At 62.4% G+C, this 22184-nt stretch carries 22 protein-coding genes and 1 tRNA gene; 5 read left to right on the top strand and 18 right to left on the bottom strand.

Annotated features, from left to right (window positions below; all coding sequences use genetic code 11):
- Nucleotides 1-70: 70 nt before the first annotated feature.
- Together MTR64_RS13740 and MTR64_RS13735 are read right to left on the bottom strand one after the other, a co-directional pair.
- Nucleotides 71-147, bottom strand: a tRNA-Arg gene (locus tag MTR64_RS13740).
- Nucleotides 148-201: 54 nt separating this feature from the next.
- The gene (locus MTR64_RS13735) at nt 202-636 is read right to left on the bottom strand and encodes a (deoxy)nucleoside triphosphate pyrophosphohydrolase (RefSeq protein ID WP_327194275.1); all 435 of its coding nucleotides are present in this window, start codon (nt 634-636) and stop codon (nt 202-204) included.
- Nucleotides 637-732: 96 nt separating this feature from the next.
- Between MTR64_RS13735 and MTR64_RS13730 the strand changes: the two genes are divergently transcribed.
- Together MTR64_RS13730 and MTR64_RS13725 are read left to right on the top strand one after the other, a co-directional pair.
- Nucleotides 733-921 carry a Flp family type IVb pilin gene (locus tag MTR64_RS13730; RefSeq protein ID WP_243994654.1) on the top strand — a complete coding sequence of 63 codons (189 nt, stop codon included), beginning with the start codon at nt 733-735 and terminating at the stop codon, nt 919-921.
- A gap of 126 nt (nt 922-1047) precedes the next feature.
- Nucleotides 1048-1218 carry a Flp family type IVb pilin gene (locus tag MTR64_RS13725; protein WP_243994653.1) on the top strand — a complete coding sequence of 57 codons (171 nt, stop codon included), beginning with the start codon at nt 1048-1050 and terminating at the stop codon, nt 1216-1218.
- A gap of 103 nt (nt 1219-1321) precedes the next feature.
- Here MTR64_RS13725 and MTR64_RS13720 read toward each other — a convergent pair whose 3' ends face one another.
- From MTR64_RS13720 to MTR64_RS13710, 3 genes are read right to left on the bottom strand one after another with little or no spacing between them, the layout of a single operon-like run.
- Nucleotides 1322-2224, bottom strand: coding sequence for a tyrosine recombinase (locus MTR64_RS13720; protein ID WP_268740915.1), 903 nt, complete (start codon nt 2222-2224; stop codon nt 1322-1324).
- Between the two features lie 4 nt (nt 2225-2228).
- Entirely contained in the window at nt 2229-4094 is a 1866-nt protein-coding gene (locus tag MTR64_RS13715) for a hypothetical protein (protein WP_243994651.1), read from the bottom strand.
- Nucleotides 4091-4249 (bottom strand): hypothetical protein, encoded by a 159-nt coding sequence (locus MTR64_RS13710; protein WP_243994650.1) that lies wholly within the window; start codon nt 4247-4249, stop codon nt 4091-4093. The genes MTR64_RS13715 and MTR64_RS13710 overlap by 4 nt, the downstream gene beginning before the upstream one ends.
- Nucleotides 4250-4307: 58 nt before the next feature.
- On the opposite strand from MTR64_RS13710, the gene MTR64_RS13705 reads away from it, so the two are divergent.
- From MTR64_RS13705 to MTR64_RS13695, 3 genes are all read left to right on the top strand, one after another.
- The gene (locus MTR64_RS13705) at nt 4308-4895 is read left to right on the top strand and encodes a shikimate kinase (RefSeq protein WP_243994649.1); all 588 of its coding nucleotides are present in this window, start codon (nt 4308-4310) and stop codon (nt 4893-4895) included.
- Entirely contained in the window at nt 4886-5998 is a 1113-nt protein-coding gene (aroB, locus tag MTR64_RS13700) for a 3-dehydroquinate synthase (RefSeq protein ID WP_243994648.1), read from the top strand. Before MTR64_RS13705 ends, aroB begins: the two co-directional genes overlap by 10 nt.
- Nucleotides 5999-6313: 315 nt before the next feature.
- Nucleotides 6314-7714 carry a peptide MFS transporter gene (locus MTR64_RS13695; protein ID WP_243994647.1) on the top strand — a complete coding sequence of 467 codons (1401 nt, stop codon included), beginning with the start codon at nt 6314-6316 and terminating at the stop codon, nt 7712-7714.
- Nucleotides 7715-7720: 6 nt separating this feature from the next.
- Here the strand turns inward: MTR64_RS13695 and MTR64_RS13690 are convergent, their stop codons facing one another.
- The 13 genes from MTR64_RS13690 to gor form a co-directional block, all read right to left on the bottom strand.
- The gene (locus MTR64_RS13690; RefSeq protein ID WP_243994646.1) at nt 7721-8509 is read right to left on the bottom strand and encodes an acyl-CoA thioesterase; all 789 of its coding nucleotides are present in this window, start codon (nt 8507-8509) and stop codon (nt 7721-7723) included.
- The gene (locus MTR64_RS13685) at nt 8509-8880 is read right to left on the bottom strand and encodes a tRNA-binding protein (RefSeq protein WP_243994645.1); all 372 of its coding nucleotides are present in this window, start codon (nt 8878-8880) and stop codon (nt 8509-8511) included. Before MTR64_RS13685 ends, MTR64_RS13690 begins: the two co-directional genes overlap by 1 nt.
- 3 nt (nt 8881-8883) lie before the next feature.
- Entirely contained in the window at nt 8884-10905 is a 2022-nt protein-coding gene (locus MTR64_RS13680; protein WP_243994644.1) for an acetyl-CoA carboxylase biotin carboxylase subunit, read from the bottom strand.
- A 7-nt stretch (nt 10906-10912) separates the two neighbouring features.
- The gene (locus MTR64_RS13675) at nt 10913-11269 is read right to left on the bottom strand and encodes a hypothetical protein (protein ID WP_243994643.1); all 357 of its coding nucleotides are present in this window, start codon (nt 11267-11269) and stop codon (nt 10913-10915) included.
- Nucleotides 11266-12321 carry a biotin synthase BioB gene (gene bioB, locus MTR64_RS13670; protein ID WP_243994642.1) on the bottom strand — a complete coding sequence of 352 codons (1056 nt, stop codon included), beginning with the start codon at nt 12319-12321 and terminating at the stop codon, nt 11266-11268. Before bioB ends, MTR64_RS13675 begins: the two co-directional genes overlap by 4 nt.
- 1 nt (nt 12322) lies before the next feature.
- Nucleotides 12323-13597, bottom strand: coding sequence for an O-acetylhomoserine aminocarboxypropyltransferase (locus MTR64_RS13665; protein ID WP_243994641.1), 1275 nt, complete (start codon nt 13595-13597; stop codon nt 12323-12325).
- A gap of 213 nt (nt 13598-13810) precedes the next feature.
- Entirely contained in the window at nt 13811-15949 is a 2139-nt protein-coding gene (scpA, locus tag MTR64_RS13660; RefSeq protein WP_243994640.1) for a methylmalonyl-CoA mutase, read from the bottom strand.
- Nucleotides 15950-16005: 56 nt separating this feature from the next.
- A complete protein-coding gene (mce, locus tag MTR64_RS13655) occupies nt 16006-16443 on the bottom strand; it encodes a methylmalonyl-CoA epimerase (RefSeq protein ID WP_243994639.1) in 438 nt (145 codons plus the stop codon).
- 6 nt (nt 16444-16449) lie between these two features.
- A complete protein-coding gene (gene bktB / locus MTR64_RS13650; protein WP_243994638.1) occupies nt 16450-17631 on the bottom strand; it encodes a beta-ketothiolase BktB in 1182 nt (393 codons plus the stop codon).
- A gap of 100 nt (nt 17632-17731) precedes the next feature.
- Nucleotides 17732-17965, bottom strand: coding sequence for a hypothetical protein (locus MTR64_RS13645; protein ID WP_243994637.1), 234 nt, complete (start codon nt 17963-17965; stop codon nt 17732-17734).
- 5 nt (nt 17966-17970) lie between these two features.
- Nucleotides 17971-19497 carry an acyl-CoA carboxylase subunit beta gene (locus MTR64_RS13640; protein ID WP_243994636.1) on the bottom strand — a complete coding sequence of 509 codons (1527 nt, stop codon included), beginning with the start codon at nt 19495-19497 and terminating at the stop codon, nt 17971-17973.
- 152 nt (nt 19498-19649) lie between these two features.
- Nucleotides 19650-20705, bottom strand: a complete 1056-nt coding sequence (locus MTR64_RS13635) for a cytochrome c oxidase assembly protein (RefSeq protein WP_243994635.1) — start codon at nt 20703-20705, stop codon at nt 19650-19652.
- Nucleotides 20706-20759: 54 nt separating this feature from the next.
- Nucleotides 20760-22106, bottom strand: a complete 1347-nt coding sequence (gene gor, locus MTR64_RS13630; RefSeq protein ID WP_243994634.1) for a glutathione-disulfide reductase — start codon at nt 22104-22106, stop codon at nt 20760-20762.
- Nucleotides 22107-22184: the final 78 nt, after the last annotated feature.

Raw genomic sequence — 22184 nt, 5'->3', positions numbered from 1 at the left:
GCTGAGCTACGGGCGCGCATGTGCCCATCTCCACCTCGTCACAGCCTGCAAAAGACTGCTCGGAAGTTGTTGGCGCGCCCGGAACGATTCGAACGTCCGACCCTCAGATTCGTAGTCTGATGCTCTATCCAGCTGAGCTACGGGCGCGTTGGAGGTGCGCCTTTAGAAAGGGATTCGACCGCGGTCAACGCCTATATCACCTTACCCCGGAGAATATATGCCGAGATAACGCATCAACGCCTCTGCGAGCGGGTAATCCAGCGGTGGCATATCCAGCGACGCGATGGCATCAGGCCGGTGCCACGCGAGCGCTTCGGCATCATGCGCCCGGGGCACCCCTTGCCATGTGCGGCAAGCGTAAAGAAGTATGACAAGCGGCCGTTTTGCCTGTTGAACGCTCTTCTGCGAAGGGACAGTCAGGCCACTGGCGAAGCCGACCGCACAAAGCGCGCTTGGGTCAATCCGAACACCCAGTTCCTCATGAAGCTCACGAATTGCCGCATTTTCAGGTGTTTCGCCCGGTTCGACCTTTCCGCCCGGAAATTCCCATAGGCCGCCATGCACCGCCGCGAAACGGCGCTGCTGCATTAAAACGGTGCTGTCGGGTTCGATCAGAGCGACAGCGGTGACGAGCAGAGGTGTCAAGAATTTTTCCAATTTTACCGATGCCGTTAGAAACTAATTAACGCCTTCGTGGGATTTCAAGAACCCCGGCGCGAACCAGAGGGTGGCATGGCACGCTTACGGAGACTTTCGAATATTCTGCGCGATGTGCGAGGCGCATCGACTGTCGAATACGGCATCATTCTCGCCATGATCGTGCTTGTCATGTTCGTTGCCCTGCAAGGGGTCGCCGATGAAACTGTCGGCATGTGGAACGATGTCTCCACCAAATCGTCAAATGCCATCGGCGGACAATAAAGGTTCATTCCGGACTTAAGTTTTTCTCAAGACATTTCTCGTAGTCACAGGATGTCCAAAGCGCGAGCAGTCAGGAAGATGCGCGGCGGATCGGGTACACTAGACTGCATCATCAGGAGACACATCATGAAGTTTCTCGCAAAGCTGCGCCGTAACGAAGAAGGCGCCACCGCTATCGAATACGGCCTCATTGCCGCTCTCATCGCCGTCGCCGCGATCGCCGCCATGCAGGGCATGGGCTCGCAGCTGACTGCGACCTTTGAGAAGACCTCGTCGAGCATGGCCGCGACCAACTGATCCGGCGCCGACAAGGCTCAGAAATCGGGGCGGCAGGGCAACCTGCCGCCCCTTTTCTTTTATCCGATAAAAATTTCCAGGCCTGCAGCGGCGTCGCTCAAACTTACAACTCCGGCACTCCCGGGAGATTTTCCGCCAGAGGGTGACGCGCATTGACGAGCGCCACGAGCCGCGCACTGTCCACATGCGTATAGATCTGGGTCGTAGCGATATCGGCATGGCCCAGCAGCATCTGCAGCACCCGCAAATCCGCGCCCCCTTCCAAAAGGTGCGTCGCAAATGCATGCCGCAGCACATGGGGCGAAACACGCGATGGATCCAGCCCGGCCCGTGCCGCAAGCTCCCGAAGGAGCTGGAACAGCCGCACGCGCGTCAGGTGGCCGCTGGCGCCACCAGACGGGAACAGGAACTTCGAGTTGCCTTGCCGCACCGCCAGCCAACGTGAAAGCGCCATGCGCGCCCGGCCACTGATGGGAACCATACGCTGTTGGCCGCCCTTCCCCGTGACATGCAGGAACGGCGCATCGCGCGGCACCGCGGCAACCGGAAGCGATACCAGTTCGGTGGCGCGCAAGCCGGATCCATAGAGCAATTCCAGCAAGGCCAGAAGGCGGACCGAATCCGGCCGGTCCGAACAAGCGTCTTCTTCAGCCCGCGCCAGAAACCGTTCGACGTCCCCGCGCCCTAGCACGCGCGGCAGCGGCCGCCGGGTTCGTGGGCGTGGCAGTGAACCAGACGGATCGTCTTCACGCACTCCCTCATCGACCAGAAATCCGTAGAACTGGCGCAGCGCAGAGCATTTGCGGGCCAGGCTGGATGCGGCCAGTCCCCTCCAGGCTTCGCCCAGCCGGCTCAGCGCGCTACCATCGGCGGAAGCCAGATCGCCCAGCACAACCTGCGCGGCTTCGAGATCCCGACGATAAGCCGCCAGCGTGTTTGCAGCAGCTCCGCGCTCGGCGGCCAGCATCGCCAGAAAGCGTTCGGCAAGGTCTTCACCCGCCGTCAGGCGATCAGGCCCGGGCAACGGCTTCCGCAGCAATCATGCGCGCTTCACCCTCGAACCCGACCTGACGAAGCGCGGAGACGATATGGAACAGGTACCGGGGCGTCATGCGGTGCCAGTTGGCTCCCTGCATACCGAACCCGGCCAGCATGATCACACTCGCCGCATCGTCACGCCGGGCAGCGCTGTCGATGGCCGTAGTCCAGCGAGTACTGTCCCCGAGGCCGAGCGTAAGGTCGTTGGAATAGCGGCGGGCGTCGTTCTCTCCAAGCCGGTCGAGCGCCGCAAGCCCTGCTACGAGAAAGGCAGCCTTGCGCTTGTCCTCGCTCTCGTCCGCGTCGATAAACTTGTCGAGCGCTCCTGTGTCGACAGACCGTGTTCGCCCCCGCGCAGCGAGAACAAGCAACCCCCAGCTCTGGCTGCCGGACGGCACCACCCCGGTCCAACGCATCGCGTTCGCATCGTATCCGGCAGACAACATCGACGTAATCAGCGGCGCGGCCTCGTCGGCCATATCCGGGCTGGCAGGCATGCGTGCTGCTGCTGCCGCCGTAAGCACTTGCCGCGCATAGCGCACCGAAGCCGTGTCCGCGCCATTCCATAGCGTCTGCATGGCAACCAGACGCGCTCCGGCATCCTGCTGCGTATAGGCATCGCGCAAGCTCTCGGCGCGATCCTGCCAATCACCGGTAACGCCCGGATCGGCATAAATCTGCGCGTAGAGATCGACCATTGCCGCATTGGAAAGGATACCAACGGCACCGGCCCGGTCGGCTGCCGCAGCTCGACGTTCCAGCCCTACCATCGGCGCCAGCGCCGTGACATAGCTGTATTCGGGGCCGCTGGCGTCCATCAGTTGCGTCGGTGGTTCAAGCCCTACGCCGATCGCCATGCCATAACGCCACGGCGTCAGCGTCTGCACATTGTCCCACTCGATCGTCACGGCTCGGCGGGATTTGCCTGCAGCGCCAGCATAGCGCTGCGCCAGCAGCAGATCGATCTTGGGCAACGTCCCGCGCGACACATCCCGGTCGAGTGCCGAGAGAGCGCCCGCACCATTGCCCCGGAATGCCATGCACACCGTCTTGCCCAGGTTCCATTCTGGTGTGTCCTGCAGGTCTCCCTGCGTGGCCATGACAGGGCATAAGCCAGTAAAATCGGCCGTTTTTTCATAGACGTCCAGGGCTGACTTGGCCACTGCGGGCGTATAGTCTGCAATGTCGATATCCTGCAGCACAGCGCGCGCGGCGTCAGTTTCGCCCATGCGCAACAACAGGCCGACACGCATCGCGAGGAAGTCTTGCGGGGGCATGCCTTCTGGCGGCTGCAGCCGGGAGACAAGTGCGCGACGCAGGAGAATGTGTCCCCAGCGCGACACCAGTTTGCCGTTGTCACCCAAGAGCACGGTCTGGATGAGACCGGCGTTCTGCCCTGCCAGCGAATCGGCTCGCAAACCACCTTCGCTTTCATCGAGTAACCCCGCCCGCTCCATCGACCGGCGCGCCTGCGGTGGTGTGTCGAACACTACATTGCTTCCGAGCAGGTCCTCGAACTCGTCTGGCGCCATCTTCGCCAGTTCTTCGAGAGTGGGAATGCGTTTCAGCCCCGCGCCCTCGCCCGCGCTGCCATCCACGGCGGCTTCGGTACTGCCGGCGGTGGGCAGAGCCTGAACCACCGGTGTCGATTCCGCACGGACCGGGCTTGCCGTCTGAACGGCAGCGGGCCGAGCCGGAGCAGGACGCGGCGGCGCTTGAGTTGCCGGTGCCGGTTCCTGGAACATCTTGGGAAGCAGCGATTCGGGCGCGTCCTGCGCGACGGCCCAGACGGACGTCAGTGCCAGTGCCGCACCAGCGAGCAGATAGACGCTCCTCACTGCGGCAACTCCGGAACGGCAACCGGCATCACGATGTCGTGCACGGGCTGCTTTCCCCCATCGATCCACGCAAAGGCGCCCAGGGCAACGGCAGCCAGCGAAACGGCGAGAGCCAAAGCCCACTGCAACCCGCGTCCGCGCATTTCGATTGTCACTCGCCTTCCTTCACCGATGCTTGCGCTGCGACCTAGCGCAACTATAGGCGGTGGGGCAATGGACGTTCCACAAACCCGCTTTTCCGCACAGGAAATCGCCGAGCTGGCGCAGCGCATAGACCGTCCGATCGTGCTCGTGGGCATGATGGGCGTGGGCAAGTCGAGCGTCGGCAAGCGCCTCGCCTCGCTGCTCGATTGTGCGTTCGTCGATGCCGACGAGGAAATCGAGCGCTCGGCGCAGATGACGATCCCCGAAATCTTCGACACCTTCGGAGAGCCCTATTTCCGTGACGGTGAGCGGCGGGTGATCGCCCGGCTCATGAGCGAAAGCATAGAGCATCTTGGTGGGCGCATCGTCATCGCCACCGGAGGCGGTGCGTTCTGCAATCCGGAAACCCGCGCGCTGATCCTCGACAAAGCCATTACCGTCTGGCTCGACAGCGAAATCGATACGCTGGTCGAACGAACTGCGCGCAAGGACAACCGTCCGCTGCTCAGGCAGGGTGATGCGCGCGAGACCCTAACGCGCCTGCGCGAGGAGCGGCGGCCGCATTATTCGCAGGCGCCGATCCACGTGCTCAGCGGCAGCGGCCCGCACGTCCAGACCATCAACAAGGTGCTGCAGGGAGTTTCACAATGGCTGTAATCCCCGTCGATATTGCCGGACGCCCCTATGAAGTCCGCGTGGGCGCAGGACTACTCGCCGAACTCGTGCCGCACTGCCGCGGACGCCTCCGCAAGCGCGGCGTGCCGGTCATCACCGATGCCAATGTCCACGCGGCGTGGGGTGAGGTCATCGAGACGAACCTGCGCGAAAACGGCCACGAGCCGCACTGGCGCATCCTGCCGCCGGGCGAACAGACAAAGTCTTGGGACGAACTCGCCGCGACAGTAAACTGGCTGCTCGCCCAGGAAGTGGAGCGCAACGACCACATCGTCGCACTGGGCGGCGGAGTGATCGGCGATCTTACAGGTTTCTGTGCAGCCGTGCTCAAGCGCGGCTGCAAGTTCATCCAGGTGCCCACCACCCTGCTCGCGCAAGTCGATTCAAGCGTCGGCGGCAAGACGGCAATCAACACGCCCGCAGGCAAAAATCTTGTCGGCGCGTTCCATCAGCCCTCGCTGGTACTGGCGGATCTGTCGGCACTGGAAACCCTTCCCGAGCGCGAGTTGCTCGCAGGGTATGCCGAAGTCATCAAGTACGGGTTGATCGACGATGCCGACTTCTTCGCCTGGTGCGATGCCAACGGCGCGAAGATGATCGCAGGCGACAGTCACTTGCGCGAATACGCCGTCTCCCATTCGGTCGCGGCCAAGGCGCGGATCGTGGCGGAGGACGAGTTCGAGACCACCGGCAAACGTGCCTTGCTCAATCTCGGTCATACCTTCGGCCATGCGCTGGAAGCTGAAACCGGCTTTTCCCCGCGCCTGCTGCATGGTGAAGCCGTGGCGCTGGGCATGGTGCTGGCGGCCCGTTATTCGGCTCACCGGGGGCTGATGCCGCGTGCAAGCGCAGAACATGTCGCCCAGCATATTGGCAGCGTAGGACTGCCCGCAAGCCTTGCCACTCTCGGCCTCGATTGCGATGGCGCAGGGCTCGTGAAGCACATGCTCCACGACAAGAAGATGGACGCGGGCACGCTGCCGTTCCTGCTCATGAAAGGCATCGGCCAGACCTATCTGGCCAAAGACGTGTCGCTGGATGATGTCGGATCGTTCCTCGACTCGGAACTGGCGCGCGAAAGCTGATCGCATCCGGCATTCGCCATGCCGTGCCGTTTCCGGGGCGGAGCGCGATGAGCGATGCTAAGATTGTCACACGCTTCGGCTTTAAGTCCGGGGGCGTCTCTCGCAGCCGAAATCCTGCGGACCCTGCGAGAAGCCGGTGCGCCGATCCAGAATCCCCCGGCGCAGCGTTCTGGCGGCAGGCCGATCGTGCCTGCCGCCATTTTCTTCGTGGCATGTTCCAGAATTTGACGATCTGACGTCAACGTGACATTGCGCGTTGGCGTATCTGTGTTACGCAAACCGATAAGAAAATTACGGGTCGAGAGAACAAGCATCATGACAGTCGCGGAAGCCACACCGGAACTCGACTTTCCCGAGGAAGCCGCGCGGGACGACCGTGCGTTCCTGGGCCATCCCAAGGGCCTGGGCCTGCTCGGTCTGGTCGAAGGCTGCGAGCGCTTCTCGTACTACTCCATGCAAACGCTGCTCACGCTCTACATGGTCAAGTACCTGCTGCTGCCCGGCCATCAGGAGGGTGTAATCGGGCTGGACTGGCTCAAGATCCACGTGTTCCCGGGCCTTGAAGGGCAGCCACTCGCATCGGAGATCTTCGGTACTTATACCGCGACGGTTTACCTGATGCCGATCGTCGGTGGTATCCTTGCCGACCTATTTCTCGGCCGCCGCACCGCACTGATCGCGGGCGGCCTCATCATGTCGCTGGGCCATTTCCTGATGGCCTTCGAAGGGGCCTTCCTGTTCGCGCTGGCGGCGCTCGTCATCGGTGTGGGCCTGTTCAAGGGCAACATCGCCAGCCAGGTCGGAGAACTCTACGGCCCGAACGACAAGCGCCGCGCGATGGCGTTCCAGATCTTCTACATCTTCATCAATGTATCGGTGATCATCGCGCCACTCGTATCCGGCACGCTGGGCGAGAAAGTGGGCTGGCACTGGGGCTTTGGCTGCGCAGGCGTGGTCATGGTCATGGGCCTGCTTCTCTATCTCTATGCAACGCCGTGGCTCCCTGCCGACGCAGGCAAGGGTGACAAGTCATCCAAACCGCGGGCACGGTTCGAGGCCGGCGATGGTCCGCGCTTGGTCGCGGTGCTGGTGCTGGTGCCGATCATGGCCGTATCGCTGCTGACCAACCAGCAGATCTTCAATGCCTATCTCGTCTGGGCCGACCAGCAGTTTGAGCTGACCTTCATGGGCACCACGCTGCCCACGAGCTGGATGATCACGATCGACGCGACTCTTAGCTTCTCGATGCTTGTCGGGGTTGCTGCATTCTGGGCATGGTTCGGCAAACGCACGAACCGGGAACCGGACGATCTCACCAAGATGATCATCGGCTGTGCCTTCATCATCGGCGGTGGTCTGTGCCTCTACGTCGCAGCCGCGACACAAGGTTCGGGCAAGATCGGACTGTTCTGGCCGGTGATTTTCCATCTCGTGAACTCGATCGGCTTCGCACACTTGCTGCCTGTCAGCCTCGCCCTGTTCACCCGGCTCGCACCGCGTGCGCTCAACGCGTCAATCGTCGGGATTTATTACCTGTCGTTCTTTGGGGCGAACCTGGCGGTGGGCAAGCTCGGCACGCTTCTCGAAGCGATGCCGGTGACGCAGTTCTGGCTGATCCACGTTGCCTCGGCCGCAGTGGCCTTCCTCTTTTTCGGGGCGTTCAAGCTGTTCCTGGCAGACCGGCTGCTGGGCAGCGCCGAGACTGTTGATGGCTGATCAGGATCAGCCGAACAAGGCGATGGACTGCATCCCGGCCATGACCGGCAGGCCATCGCTGTTCCAGATAGCCATGCGCTGGCTGGAACAGCCCTTTTCGGCATAGTCGCCTACAGAGCGGAGCAGCCACCAGCCATTGTCCGTCACCGGAGACGGCGACAGCAGATTGACCTGCCAGTGCATGGTCGAGACTGGAACAATGGAGGACATGACTGGCATGACGCCTGGCGGAATCGCGTCCGCCAGCAACACCAGCGAAACCATCGGATCGAGCCCCTGGCCGTCGGCGAGGCGCACCCAGCGGCAGATTTCGGGCTGTGGACTGTCATGCGCTGGCAGGGCATGACGCATTTCAAAATGGTTGGTGACGAAAGCAGGCGTATGCCGCGTTATCGTGATTGGCGCCGCATTTTCCAATGCTACAAGATCTCTTGGCAACGGCCGTTCGTTGAGATGCAGCGTGCTCTCTACAGCGCCCATGAACACGAAGTTGGCCGTGAACGCGAGCCCCTTCTCCCCGAGAATTTCGGTGGCAATCCAGGTCGCGTTACGCCCTGCCCGTTCCACCCTTGCGCGAACCTCGACCAGCCCATTGACCGGAGCCATCATCGCGAATTGGGCAGAACGCAGCGGCGGAAGACTTTTCCCGCCTACCTGTTGCGCGGCTGCCAGCGCCAGCGCGGAGGAAAACCCGCCATAGGCCGTACGCCCCTGATGCCAGGTTTCAGGGACATCAAGAGCGAAGCCATTGGCGAACAGCTGCGCGCCGCCAAGCAATTGCGCAAAGCCCGTCATCAGAAAAGGCGAGACCCATTGGGGACCGGTTTGTCGGGCGAAAAAAGTGTCACGCGCCCCTCTTCGTCCGCGAAGCCCAGGGTCAGCACCTCCGAGAGTGCCTTGCCAATCTGCCGTTTAGGGAAATTCACGACAGCAGCAACCTGCCGCCCCACCAGTTCCCCGGGAGAATAGAGCGCGGCAACCTGCCCGACGCTCTTCTTCTCTCCGATGCCCGGACCAAAATCGATCCGCAGCTTGTAACTCGGCTTGCGCGCGCCCTCGTAGACCTCGGCTGCAATGACAGTGCCCACGCGAATGTCGACTTTCAGGAAGTCGTCGAACGTGATTTCACTGCCCGCAGGCGCGGCCGGGTCATGATCGAGGTGCAAGCTTTACTCCAGCTCGAGAATGATCGCGTCGACCGCGAGGCTTTCACCGGCCTTGGCGCTGACGGACTTTACCACGCCTGCCTTTTCGGCGCGCAGGATGTTTTCCATCTTCATCGCCTCGACGACCGCGAGCGGCTGGCCGATCTCGACCTTATCACCCTCGGCCACGTTCAGCGACACCAGCAGGCCGGGCATCGGGCAGATCAGGAAGCGCGAGAGATCCGGCGGGATCTTTTCGATCATGTGCTTGCTCAGCGCAGCGATGCTGGTGGGCAGGCAGGTGATCTGGTGGATCGCGCCACGCGTAGTCATCTTGAAGCCGGTGCGCGTGAGTTCGACCTTGATCGTGATGTCCTCGCCATCGACTTCGGCGTCGATGAAGCGGTCACCCGGCGTATATTCCAGTTCGAGTTCGACTTCGGCGCCGTTCACGGTCACGATGTCCTCGTCGATCACGACTTCGAACGCTTCCTTGTCGATTGTCACGGTCCAGTCCGACGGCGGATCGAGCGGCGTGGCCAGCTGACCATCGACGCGGCGCGCCCGGTCTGCGCGAGCTGCAGCAACGAACCCGGCAACCGAAGCGAGCTTCACCTTGTGTTCGTCCGACGCGGGCGCGCCGTGGAAGCCTTCGGGATATTCCTCGGCGATGAAGCCGGTGGTCAGCTCACCCGAGCGGAAGCGCGGGTGCTGCATGATCGCGGAAACGAAATCGATGTTGTGGCCGAGACCTTCCAGCTCGAAGGCATCGAGCGCGGCGATCTGCTTGTCGGCCGCCTCGTCGCGCGTCTCGCCCCAGGTGATCAGCTTGGCGATCATTGGGTCGTAGAACATCGAGACTTCGCCGCCTTCATAGACGCCGTCATCCACGCGTACGCCATCGACGCCGCGGCGGCCATTCTCGGCTCCGTCGTCGGTCCAGCCATCGACCGGCGGCTGATAGCGCACCAGACGGCCCGTCGAGGGCAGGAAGCCGCGATAGGGATCTTCGGCATAGACGCGGTTCTCGATGGCCCAGCCATCGATCTTCACGTCATCCTGCGTCATTTCCAGCTTCTCGCCGGCAGCGACGCGGATCATCTGCTCGACAAGGTCGACCCCGGTGATCGCTTCGGTGACCGGGTGTTCCACCTGCAGGCGGGTGTTCATTTCGAGGAAGTAGAAGCTCTCGCCCGTCGGGTCGGCGCCCGAGACGATCAGTTCCACGGTGCCCGCCGAATAGTAGCCTACTGCCTTCGACAGCGCGACGCACTGCTCGCCCATGGCCTTGCGCATCTTGGGCGTGACGAAGGGCGACGGCGCTTCCTCGACCACCTTCTGGTGGCGGCGCTGGATCGAGCATTCGCGCTCGTTCAGGTAAAGGATGTTGCCGTGCTTGTCGCCGAGGATCTGGATCTCGATGTGGCGCGGGTTGAGAATGAACTTCTCGATGAAGACGCGGTCGTCGCCGAACGAGTTCAGACCCTCGCGCTTCACGGACTCGAAGCCCTCGCGCACGTCCTGCTCGGAATAGGCAAGGCGCATGCCCTTGCCGCCGCCGCCGGCCGAGGCCTTCATCATTACCGGATAGCCGATCTCGTTCGAGATGCGCACCGCGTGCTCGGTGTCGTCGATCTCGCCGACATAGCCCGGCACGACATTGACACCGGCTTCCTTGGCGAGCTTCTTGGACTCGATCTTGTCACCCATTGCGGCGATCGCGTTTACAGGCGGTCCGATGAACTCGATGCCCTCTGCGGCCAGCGCCTCGGCGAACGAGGTGCGCTCCGAGAGGAAGCCGTAGCCGGGGTGGACCGCTTCGGCGCCGGTCTGCTTGCAGGCAGCGATGATCTTGTCGGCAATCAGGTAGGACTGCGCGGCAGGTGCGGGGCCGATGTGAACGGCCTCGTCGGCCATCTGCACGAATGGGGCGCGGGCGTCGGCGTCGGAATAGACAGCCACCGTCTGGATGCCCATGCGACGTGCGGTCTTGATGACGCGGCAGGCGATCTCGCCACGGTTTGCGATGAGGATTTTCTTGAACATCAGTTTGTCACCAACTCAATGGGCCGTCAGAAGACGCAGGAAATGCTGATTCAAATGAAGACGGGACACTGCCTTCTTTCTTGTAGGGTCCGGATTCACACCAAAAGCCGACACCTTCGTATGGCTCCTTGCCTTCCTCTCGGGCGGACGAAGCTACGTTGGCGTTCAGAAGCCTTGCAGCCATAGTGCAATTTCCACGATTAAAATCGGTAGTTTCAGCAGCATCGAATGAGGCGAAATGGACTCGCTCTCCCGAAGCCAGTGGAGAGTTACGGTAGAGAGTAAAAGCAGTATCAGTCTTAGTTTCACACCCTGTCGTGACGACAGCAAGCAAACCCAGAACCACAAGCGTGCTTTTCTTCACTCCGCAGCCTCCAGCTTCACACAGCCCTTGGGCATGCGCGACGCTTCCACCTGGGCCTGTGTTTCGCTGATAGCCATCGGCTTGATGCCAAGCCGCGCAAACATCGCCGCGTCGGTGTCGTCGCCTGCATTGGGCGCGGTGAGCAGCTTGTCGCCGGTGAAGATCGAGTTCGCTCCGGCCATGAAGCACATCGCCTGCGTCATCTCAGACATGGACTCGCGCCCGGCCGAAAGGCGTACCATCGAGTGCGGCATGGTGATCCGCGCCACGGCCACGGTGCGCACGAATTCCACGTCGTCGATCTTGGCGAGCGGCGTGTCGGCCAGCATGTCGCCCAGCACCGTGCCCTTGACCGGGACAAGCGCGTTCACCGGCACCGACTGCGGGTGATCGGGCAGCGTCGCGAGCGTGTGGATGAAGCCCACGCGGTCCTCGCGCGTCTCGCCCATGCCGACGATTCCGCCCGAGCAGACGTTGATCCCGGCCATGCGCACATTGGAGAGCGTATCGAGCCGGTCCTCCATCGTGCGCGTGGTGGTGATCTCGCCGTAACGCTCGGGCGAGGTGTCGATGTTGTGGTTGTAGTAGTCGAGCCCGGCCTCGCTCAGCATGTCGGCCTGCTGCGGCGTCAGCATGCCCAGCGTCATGCAGGTTTCCATGCCCATCTCGCGCACGCCCTTCACCATCTCGATGATGGCGGGCATGTCGCGGTCCTTGGGGTTGCGCCAGGCAGCACCCATGCAGAAGCGGGTGGAGCCCTGATCCGCTGCCTGCGCCGCGCGTTGCAGCACGGCCTGCACGTCCATCAGCTTGGTCGCCTTAACCCCGGAATTGGCCGAAGCCGACTGCGAGCAATAGCCGCAGTCTTCCGCGCAGCCGCCCGTCTTGATCGAAAGCAGCGTGGAAAGCTGTACTTCGTTGGCCGGATGGTTCGCGCGGTGAACCTCGGCAGCGCGGAAGACCAGCTCGGTAAACGGCAGGTCGAACAGCGCCGCGATTTCCTCGCGCGTCCAGTCGTTACGGGGTTCGGTACGGGGGGCTTCGGTCGTCAATTCAGATGTGCTCCAGGGCCTGTGCGAGATCGGCCACGATATCGTCGATATGCTCGATGCCGACCGAAACGCGGATCACGTCGGGGCCAGCACCCGCCTCGATCTGTGCGCCTTCCTCGAGCTGGCGGTGCGTGGTCGAACTGGGGTGGATGATCAGCGACCGGGTGTCGCCGATGTTGGCAAGGTGGCTGAACAGCTTGACCTGCGAGACGAGCTTTACGCCCGCGTCATAGCCGCCCTTCACGCCGAAGGTGAATACCGCGCCGCCTTTGCCTCCAAGGTACTTGTGCGCCAGTTGGTGATAGGGGCTTTCGGGCAGGCCCGCATAATTCACCCATGCCACCTTGGGATGCGCCTGCAGCCACTGCGCGAGGTGCATCGCATTGACGCAGTGCCGCTCCATGCGCAGCGCCAGCGTTTCCATGCCGGTGAGCGCAAGAAAGGCATTCATCGGCGCCAGCGCGGGACCAAGGTCGCGCAGACCCAGCGTGCGGCAGGCGATAATGAAGGCAATATTGCCGAACGCCTCACCCAGATTCATGCCGTGGTAGCTCGGGTTCGGTTCGCTGATCGTCGGGAACTTGTCCGAGGCCATCCAGTCGAACTTGCCCGAATCCACGATAAGACCACCAACGGAGTTGCCATGCCCGTTGAGGAACTTTGTCGCCGAGTGAACAACCACGTCGGCGCCAAATTCGATCGGCTTGCACAAGGCCGGGGTCGCCAGCGTGTTGTCGACTATCAGCGGCACGCCCGCGTCATGCGCGACTCTGGCGATGGCCTCCAGATCGGTAACGACGCCGCCGGGATTGGCAAGGCTTTCGACAAAGACGGCGCGCGTCTTGTCGGTAATGGCAGCGGCTACGTTAGCCGCATCGTCCGCATCGACGAATGTGGTCTCCCACGACATCTTGCGGAACGACTGGCCCAGCTGGTTGAGCGAGCCGCCATAGAGCTTCTTGGACGCGACGATCTCGCAGCCCGGTTCCATCAACGTGTGGAACACCAGCAGTTGCGCAGCATGGCCCGAAGCCACACCCAGCGCAGCCACGCCACCTTCCAACGCCGCGATCTTGCCTTCGAGCGCGCCGTTGGTCGGGTTCATGATGCGGGAATAGATGTTCCCGAATTCCTCGAGATTGAACAGCCGCGCGGCGTGATCGACGTCCTCGAAAACGTAGCTGGCGGTCTGGTAGATCGGCGTGATGCGGGCCTTGGTCGCCGGATCGGGCTCGCAGCCCGCGTGAACTGTCATCGTCTCGAGTTTGTGCGTCATGATCCCCTCCTCAGGCCGCAATACCGGCGACATGTGCGCCATAATGCGAAGCGTCGCGCGGTTCCAGTTCGGCTTTGGCCGATCCTGCAAGAGCCCGGCCGGCCCACCCGCTTCCCGCCATGCGGCCAACGGTCCGGCGCCGCAGGCCCAGGACCCGCGCGCCGGTTACCGGCAGTTCAACGGAACAACGGGAAGACACGATCCGGGCTCGCCTTACTCGGCTGCTTCCAGCTCGTCGCCAACCGGCGGCATGTTGTGGCCAAGCAGGCGTAGCATGTCGGCCGCGCATTCGACCACGTTCGAGCCGGGGCCGTAGATGCCCTGGACGCCCGCCTTCTTGAGGAAGTCGTAGTCCTGCGGCGGGATCACGCCACCGGCGACAACCTTGATGTCGGCCCGGCCGGCTTCCTTGAGGTGGCCGATCAGTTCGGGAATCAGAGTCTTGTGGCCGGCGGCCAGCGAGCTGGCACCAACGGCATCGACGTTGTTGTCGAGCGCCATCTTGCAGGCCTCTTCCGGGGTCTGGAACAATGGGCCGGAAACAACGTCGAATCCCATGTCCGAGAAGGCCGAGGCAATCACGTTGGCGCCGCGGTCGTGACCGTCCTGCCCCATCTTGGCAACGAACAGCTTGGGTGCGCGGCCGAGGCGGTTAGTCACGGCATCAACGCCGTTCAGAACCTGCTGGTAGCGGCTGTCGCCGGCATAAGCGCCGCCATAGACGCCCTTCACCGGGGTCGGCGTGGTGCCGTAACGGCCGAAAGCGGCTTCCATCGCATCGGAGATTTCACCCAGCGTCGCACGCTCACGCGCAGCATCGACCGCCAGTGCGAGCAGGTTGCCGTTGGCTTTGGCGCCTTCGGCGAGCGCCTTGAGCGCCGCCTGGCACTTGGCCTCGTCGCGGTTCGCGCGGGTCTTCCTGATGCGCGCAATCTGCGCTTCGCGGACAACATGGTTGTCGACTTCGAGCGTTTCGAGCGCATCTTCCTGCGCCAGGCGGTACTTGTTGACGCCAACGATGACATCATCGCCCTTGTCGACGCGGGCCTGACGGCCAGCGGCGGCTTCCTCGATCATCGCCTTGGGCCAGCCAGCGCCCACGGCCTTCGCCATGCCGCCTTCGCTCTCGACGCGCTCGATGATTTCCCAGGCCTTGTCAACCAGTTCCTTGGTCAGCGCCTCGATGTAGTACGACCCACCCAACGGATCGACGACATTGCACATGCCGGTCTCTTCCTGGATGACGATCTGGGTGTTGCGGGCAATACGGGCCGAGAAGTCGGTCGGCAGCGCGATCGCCTCGTCGAGAGCATTGGTGTGGAGCGACTGGGTGCCGCCCAGCATCGCAGCCATCGCCTCGATCGTGGTGCGCATGACGTTGTTGTAGGGGTCCTGCTCCTGCAGCGACACACCCGAAGTCTGGCAGTGCGTGCGCAGCATCTTGGAACGCTCGGACTTGGCTCCGAGCTGGGTCATGGCGCGGTACCACAGCGTGCGCGCGGCGCGCAGCTTGGCGATTTCCATGAAGAAGTTCATGCCGATCGCGAAGAAGAACGACAGGCGGCCCGCGAACTTGTCGATGTCGAGCCCCGAGGCGACACCGTACTTAACATATTCCATGCCGTCGGCGATGGTGAACGCGAGTTCCTGCACCTGCGTCGCACCGGCTTCCTGCATGTGGTAGCCGGAGATCGAAATGCTGTTGAATTTCGGCATGTTGTCCGCCGTGTAGGCGAAAATGTCCGAAATGATCCGCATCGAGGGTTCGGGCGGATAGATGTAAGTGTTGCGGACCATGAACTCCTTGAGGATGTCGTTCTGGATGGTCCCGGTAAGCTGGTCGGGGCTAACGCCCTGCTCTTCCGCAGCGATGATGTAGAAGGCCAGGCACGGGATCACCGCGCCGTTCATCGTCATCGAGACCGACATTTCGCCGAGCGGAATGCCGTCGAACAGGATCTTCATGTCCTCGACCGAGTCGATGGCCACGCCCGCCTTGCCGACGTCACCGACCACGCGCGGGTGGTCAGAGTCATAGCCACGGTGGGTGGCAAGGTCGAAAGCAACCGACAGGCCCTTTTGCCCCGCCGCGAGGTTGCGGCGATAGAAGGCGTTCGATTCCTCGGCGGTGGAGAAACCGGCGTACTGGCGGATGGTCCAGGGGCGTCCGGCATACATTGAAGCCTTCACCCCGCGCGTAAACGGCGCGAAACCCGGCAGGCCCGGATCGGTCGTCACGTCCTCGGCGGTGTAGAGCGGCTTGACCGCGATACCCTCGGGGGTGTTCCAGGTCAGGTCCTTGCCCTTGACCTCCTTGTCCGCGAGAGCCTTCCAGTCGTTGATGTCTGCCATGTGTCCGGTTCCTCAGTCCGGCGCCGCGTCCCTCGCCGCGGCGCCCGTCGTGTCTATCAGTGGGCGTGCTTGGGCGTTTCCATGATCTCGGTCAGTTGTCCGCCCATGTCCTTGGGGTGGACAAAGAAGATCATGGTGCCGTGGGCGCCGATACGGGGTTCGCCCAGCACGCGCTTGCCCATACCCTCGAACCACGCCTTGGCGGCCATGATGTCGGGCACTTCGTAGCAAACGTGGTGCTGGCCGCCGAGCGGGTTCTTCTCGAGCCACTTGCCGACCGCCGAGTCCGCCTCGGTGGGCTGGAGCAGTTCGACCTGCGTACCCGCCGTGCCGTTCTCTCCCGGAGTGTTGACGAAGCAGACTCGCACCTTCTGGCTGTCGAGCACGAAGGGCTCGGTGATGTCGGTGGCACCCATCACATCGCGGTAGAACGCGATCGAGGCGTCGAGATCGGGTGTGGCGACGCCGATGTGGTTCATGCGTCCAAGCTTCATGGCAGATTACTCCGCATTTTCGATGATCATGGCGATGCCCTGCCCGCCACCGATGCACATGGTGATGAGGCCGTACTTGCCGCCAGTACGCTTCAGCTCATACATCGCCTTGATGGTGAGCATGCAGCCGGTGGCGCCGACCGGATGGCCGATCGAGACGCCCGAACCGTTCGGGTTAACCTTGTCGGGATGGAAGCCGAGCGCCTTGGCGCAGGCCGCGGCCTGAGCAGCGAAGGCTTCGTTGGATTCGATCACGTCGATCTGGTCAAGCGACAGCCCGGCGCGTTCCAGCGCGATCGGCACTGCCTTGATCGGGCCTTCGCCCATGTATTCGGGCTCGACGCCAGCATGACCCCAGGCAACGATCTTCGCCATCGGCTTGAGGCCGCGCTTCTCGACTTCGCTGGCGGTCGCGAGAACCACGGCGGCAGCGCCGTCGTTGATGCCCGAGGCGTTACCGGCCGTCACGCTGCCGTCCTTCTTGAAGGCCGGCTTCATCTTGCCGAGCACTTCCATGGTGGTGTCGGCCTTCACGTGCTCATCGGTATCGAAAACGACCACGCCCTTGCGGGTCTTCACTTCGACCGGAAGGATCTGCTCCTTGAAGCGGCCTTCCGCGATCGCGCGCGAGGCGCGCTGGTGGCTGGTGACCGAGAGCGCATCCATGTCCTCACGCGTCACCTGATGGCGTTCGGCGACGTTCTCGGCAGTGATGCCCATGTGGAATCCGCCAATCGCGTCCGAGAGGCCGAGTGTCAGCGCGTCTTCCTGCACGTTGGGGCCCATCTTCTTGCCCCAGCGCACGCCATGGTCGTGATAAGGCACGTTCGACATCGATTCCGCGCCGCCGGCGAGCGTGATCTTCGCTTCGCCGAGCTTCATCATCTGCGCCGAGGAGACAATCGCCTGCACGCCCGAGCCGCACAGGCGGTTCAGCGTCAGCGCCGGGGTCGCGAGCGGGACACCGGCATTGATGCCGATGACGCGGCTCAGCATCTCGTCGCGCGCACTGTTGGGCATGACCTGGCCGATCACGATGTGTTCTACGGCTTCGGGCTCAACACCAGCGCGCTTGAGCGCTTCGGTGGCAACCATGCCGCCGAGATCGGAGGGCGAAAAGCTCTTCAGCGATCCGCCGAAGTCGCCGACTGCCGTGCGCACGCCGCTGACGATGTAGATATCTTCCATGACCTGACTTCCAATCCTCTATCCGTTTTTCAAGTGGGGGCTTCCATCTCAGACAGCCCCCGCTCGCGGTACTCGCCAAAATGTCACTCATCTCATGGCGCTAGGCCAAAACTCCAGCGACCAAGGCCGCGAACGAAATCGTTACCAATGCAATCCACGGCACAGCTTTGAGCCAGAGAAGCTGGTGACGAAACCCTTGCGGATCTTCATCACGTTTCACCACCGCCCTACGCCATCTGATTTCGCCGTTCCGTTCTGCGTCCTCCGCTAAAATTCTCACATACAAGACCAACGCTGCAAACAAGGCCAAGAAGCCAGCACCGTAGATAGCCAACCACGTCAAAGCGGAATGTTGTCGTGCTTCTTCCAGGGGTTCTCGAGCGCCTTGTTCCGCAGCTTGCGCAGGCCCAGCGCGATGCGGCGACGGGTCGAATGCGGGTAGATCACCTCGTCGATGTAGCCGCGGCTGGCGGCCACGAACGGGTTGGCGAAGCGGTCTTCGTATTCCTTGGTCTTGGCGGCGATGCCGTCCGCATCCTGCCCACGGAAGATGATCTCCACCGCGCCCTTCGCACCCATCACCGCGATTTCCGCGGTCGGCCAGGCGTAGTTGAGGTCGCCACGCAGGTGCTTGGAGCTCATGACGTCATAGGCGCCGCCATAGGCCTTGCGGGTGATGACGGTGATCTTCGGCACGGTCGCTTCGGCATAGGCGAACAGCAGCTTGGCGCCGTGTTTGATGATACCGTTGTGTTCCTGATCGGTGCCGGGAAGGAAGCCCGGAACGTCGACGAAGGTCAGGATCGGGATGTTGAAGGCATCGCAGAAGCGCACGAAACGCGCGGCCTTCTTGGACGAGTTGATGTCGAGCACACCCGCCAATACCATCGGCTGGTTGGCGACGACACCTACGGTCTTGCCTTCGATACGGCCAAAACCGCACAGGATATTGCCCGCGTGCAGCGGCTGGACTTCGAAGAACTCGCCTTCGTCCAGCGTCTTGCGGATGATCTCGGCCATGTCATAGGGCTGGTTGGCCGACGGCGGGATGATCGTGTCGAGGCTGCTTTCCTGACGATCCCACGGATCGGCGCAGGGGCGTTCCGGCACTTCGTCGCGGTTCGACGAGGGCAGGAAGTCAATGAAATCGCGCGCGGCCAGCAGCGCCTCGATATCGTTTTCCAGCGCGAGGTCGGATACCGAGGTCTTGCTGGAATGCGTGATGGCGCCTCCCAGTTCTTCCTGCGTGACGATCTCGTTGGTGACGGTCTTCACCACCTCCGGACCAGTCACAAACATGTACGAGCTGTCCTTCACCATGAAGATGAAGTCGGTCATGGCAGGCGAGTACACCGCGCCGCCTGCACAGGGCCCCATGATCAGCGAAAGCTGCGGCACCACGCCTGAGGCAAGCACGTTGCGCTGGAAGACGTCGGCATAGCCGCCGAGCGAAGCCACGCCTTCCTGAATGCGCGCGCCGCCGGAGTCGTTGAGGCCGATAACCGGCGCACCGACCTTCATCGCCGCATCCATCACCTTGCAGATCTTCTGCGCGTGACGGGCCGAAAGCGAACCACCGAACACAGTGAAGTCCTGCGAGAAAACGAAGACCAGACGGCCATTGATGGTGCCGGAGCCGGTAACCACCCCGTCGCCAGGAATTTTCTGGTCCTGCATGCCGAAATCGACGCAATCGTGCTCGACGTAGAGGTCCATTTCCTCGAAGCTGCCCTCGTCGAGCAGAACTTCCAGACGCTCACGGGCGGTCAGCTTGCCCTTGGCGTGCTGTGCATCGATGCGGCGCTGCCCGCCACCCATCTTGGCGGCGGCGCGGCGGCTTTCCATTTCGGCGATATTGGCTGACATCAGGCTTCCCTTGTCCGCGGTGGTTTCAGCATGAATTGCTGGCACCGCTAAAGGCAGGTTGATGCGCTCAGGTCAACCGTTTTAATCGCCCGATTAAAACAAATCGTAACGCCGATCCGGCCGTTTGCGCCATAGTGTTGCGCAAGTGCGGCTCAGCCCCACATCTGTCCTGCAGCCCCGAAGTCGCGGGCTTTGCTGTGCGGATGATCGATCACCGCAACGACACTGAAAACGATCGCCAGAAGCACAACCGCAAAGCCCACTAGGCCGAGGGCGAGTGTCCGGTTTGCCCCTGCACTTGCGGCAGTCATCTCGCGGCCGGTGCGCATTCGCCGGGACACCACGCGGTCCTCTTCCGTCCCCCAACGGTGGATCACCAGTATCGCGCTTACCGCGAACATCATCGTGCCCGGAATCCACATGATGATCCCGCCGGTCTGCTCGTCAGTGAGCATGGAGACATGCCACATATGGCCCAGTGCGATGTAGGCATCGTAGAGCGGCACGGTCTTGAAGGTGAGGAACGCGCCCAGCACGATGTTGCCGAGCGCCGCAAAGACAAACATGCCCAGCCGCGTGCCCAGACCGGGGCCCTGAGGAGCCGTGCGTCGGTCGAAAATCACCGAGAAAAAGAGCAAACCCGTCACCAGCAGGCTGATGTGCCACATATAATGGATCGGCTCGTCAAGGATCGCCATGTCGTGGAAATGCGGCAGCATCCAGAAGTAGCTGGCGAACAGGAACAGCACGGTCGCGACCGGCGGAAAGCGCAGAACGTCGATGATCCTGCGCAGCCAACCAGTACCAGCGAAGAACTTGCTCACACCATTGGGCAGCCCGCGTACCATCGCGGCCTGCGGGCGCGAGAGGAACAGCAGCATTGGCGCGACCGTGCGCAGCAGCATGTGCTCGACCTGATGAACCGCGAAAATGTGGTCCGCCAGCCGCTCGACCGGCGAGATCAGCGCGATGAACAGCGCCAGCAGGCCGCCAAAGAACGCCACGATACGCCAGCGCTCGTCAACGAGCCCATGGCGGCTGCCGCGCCAGTAGATCAGCCCGGCAATCGCCAGGCCGAGCAGGATTTCAGGCGAAAGCTGCCAGAGCGTCCAGGGGTTGGCATCGGCATGGACATGCCCGCCGTGCGCCAGTGCCGGGGTTGCAAGCAGCGCGAGCGGAGTCGTGGCGATCCATCGGGTCATTCGCATGGGTGCGGGGATAGTCCCCTCACCCGATCATGCAAGTCCCCGCCCTGGCATGCCTTATTTCAGCAGCACGAGTTCCTCGGACATCGTCGGGTGAACCGCAACCGTTGCGTCAAAATCCACCTTGGTCAGCTTCGCCTTCACCGCGATTGCGGCCGCCTGCATGATTTCGGGCGATTCCGGGCCGATCATGTGGAGGCCCACGACCTGTTCGGTCTCTGCATCGCAGATCATCTTGTAGAGCGAACGTTCGTCGCGATGGGCGACGACATTCTTCATCGGCCGAAAATCGCTGGTAAAGATCTTTATCGAACCCAGCTTTTCACGCGCTTCATCCTCGGTCATGCCGACACCCGCGATCGGCGGATGGCTGAACACGGCGGAAGGAATGCAGGAATAGTCCACCGTCGACGGCTTGCCGCCAAACACGGTATCGGCAAAGGCCTGCCCCTCGCGGATCGCTACCGGAGTGAGTTGGACACGGTTGGTCACGTCACCCACGGCGTAGATGTTATCGACGCTGGTCTTCGAATGCTCGTCCACCTTGATCGCGCCTTTGCCGTCGATTTCGACGCCGGCGTTTTCCAGACCAAGCCCATCGACGTTCGGCACGCGGCCGGTCGCGAAAAGCACGCAGTCCACGTCCATGGGGTCGTGGTTGGTCATCGAGACCTTGAGCGAGCCGTCGTCATTCTTTTCGATCTTCTCGAACTCCGCGTTGAATCGGAACTCGATGCCCTTGGCGATCGAGATCTGGAGCAGACGGTCGCGCACGGATTCATCGTAACCGCGAAGGAGTTGGTCCGAACGGTTGATGATCGTCACCTTCGCACCGAATTCGTTGAAGATGCCCGCGAACTCGTTGGCGATGTATCCGGCCCCGGCAATCAGCACCCGGCCCGGGATCGCATCGAGATGGAAAGCCTCATTCGAGGTGATGCCCAGTTCATGGCCTGGGCATGACGGCACGTGCGGCCGCGCGCCGGTTGCGATGAGGATATACTTCGCAGTCTTCTTCTCACCGCTGGAAAGTGTCACTTCGTGCGGACCGGTGATGGTTGCCCGCTCGTGGTAGATTTCGACTTCATGGTTGGTGAGCGTCTGCGTGTAGAGGCCGTTGAGGCGGTCGACATCGTTGAGGACGTTGTCGCGCAACTTCACCCAGTCGAACTTCGCCTCCGGGATTTCCCAGCCGAAATGCTTGGCGTCTTCCAGATCTTCCGCAAAGTGGGCCCCATAGACGAGCATCTTCTTGGGCACGCAGCCCCGGATCACACAGGTGCCGCCGACCCGGAACTCTTCCGCCACTGCCACGCGCCCGCCATGCGCCGCCGCTACCCGGCTGGCCCGCACGCCACCCGATCCGGCGCCGATGGTGAAGAGGTCGTAATCGTAATCGGCCATGCGGCTGCTCCTGTCGCGTGTCCTCGGGGACGGTCGCGGGCGCATATGGGTAAGACACAGCCGATTGCCAACCGGCTT

Source organism: Novosphingobium album (ex Hu et al. 2023) (genome assembly GCF_022832385.1).
Taxonomy (GTDB): Bacteria; Pseudomonadota; Alphaproteobacteria; order Sphingomonadales; family Sphingomonadaceae; genus Novosphingobium; species Novosphingobium album.
The sequence above is the reverse complement of the archived record's forward strand: the minus strand, read 5'-3'. Positions and strand labels throughout refer to the sequence as shown.

What these genes read in the sequence shown, in the direction of transcription:
- MTR64_RS13730 (WP_243994654.1), top strand. Translation starts at nt 733, where the DNA reads ATGGCACGCTTACGGAGACTTTCGAATATTCTGCGCGATGTGCGAGGC.
- MTR64_RS13725 (WP_243994653.1), top strand. Translation starts at nt 1,048, where the DNA reads ATGAAGTTTCTCGCAAAGCTGCGCCGTAACGAAGAAGGCGCCACCGCT.
- MTR64_RS13705 (WP_243994649.1), top strand. Translation starts at nt 4,308, where the DNA reads ATGGACGTTCCACAAACCCGCTTTTCCGCACAGGAAATCGCCGAGCTG.
- aroB (WP_243994648.1), top strand. Translation starts at nt 4,886, where the DNA reads ATGGCTGTAATCCCCGTCGATATTGCCGGACGCCCCTATGAAGTCCGC.
- MTR64_RS13695 (WP_243994647.1), top strand. Translation starts at nt 6,314, where the DNA reads ATGACAGTCGCGGAAGCCACACCGGAACTCGACTTTCCCGAGGAAGCC.
- MTR64_RS13690 (WP_243994646.1), bottom strand. Translation starts at nt 8,509, where the DNA reads ATGACGGGCTTTGCGCAATTGCTTGGCGGCGCGCAGCTGTTCGCCAAT.
- MTR64_RS13680 (WP_243994644.1), bottom strand. Translation starts at nt 10,905, where the DNA reads ATGTTCAAGAAAATCCTCATCGCAAACCGTGGCGAGATCGCCTGCCGC.
- MTR64_RS13665 (WP_243994641.1), bottom strand. Translation starts at nt 13,597, where the DNA reads ATGACGCACAAACTCGAGACGATGACAGTTCACGCGGGCTGCGAGCCC.
- scpA (WP_243994640.1), bottom strand. Translation starts at nt 15,949, where the DNA reads ATGGCAGACATCAACGACTGGAAGGCTCTCGCGGACAAGGAGGTCAAG.
- mce (WP_243994639.1), bottom strand. Translation starts at nt 16,443, where the DNA reads ATGAAGCTTGGACGCATGAACCACATCGGCGTCGCCACACCCGATCTC.
- bktB (WP_243994638.1), bottom strand. Translation starts at nt 17,631, where the DNA reads ATGGAAGATATCTACATCGTCAGCGGCGTGCGCACGGCAGTCGGCGAC.
- MTR64_RS13640 (WP_243994636.1), bottom strand. Translation starts at nt 19,497, where the DNA reads ATGTCAGCCAATATCGCCGAAATGGAAAGCCGCCGCGCCGCCGCCAAG.
- MTR64_RS13635 (WP_243994635.1), bottom strand. Translation starts at nt 20,705, where the DNA reads ATGCGAATGACCCGATGGATCGCCACGACTCCGCTCGCGCTGCTTGCA.
- gor (WP_243994634.1), bottom strand. Translation starts at nt 22,106, where the DNA reads ATGGCCGATTACGATTACGACCTCTTCACCATCGGCGCCGGATCGGGT.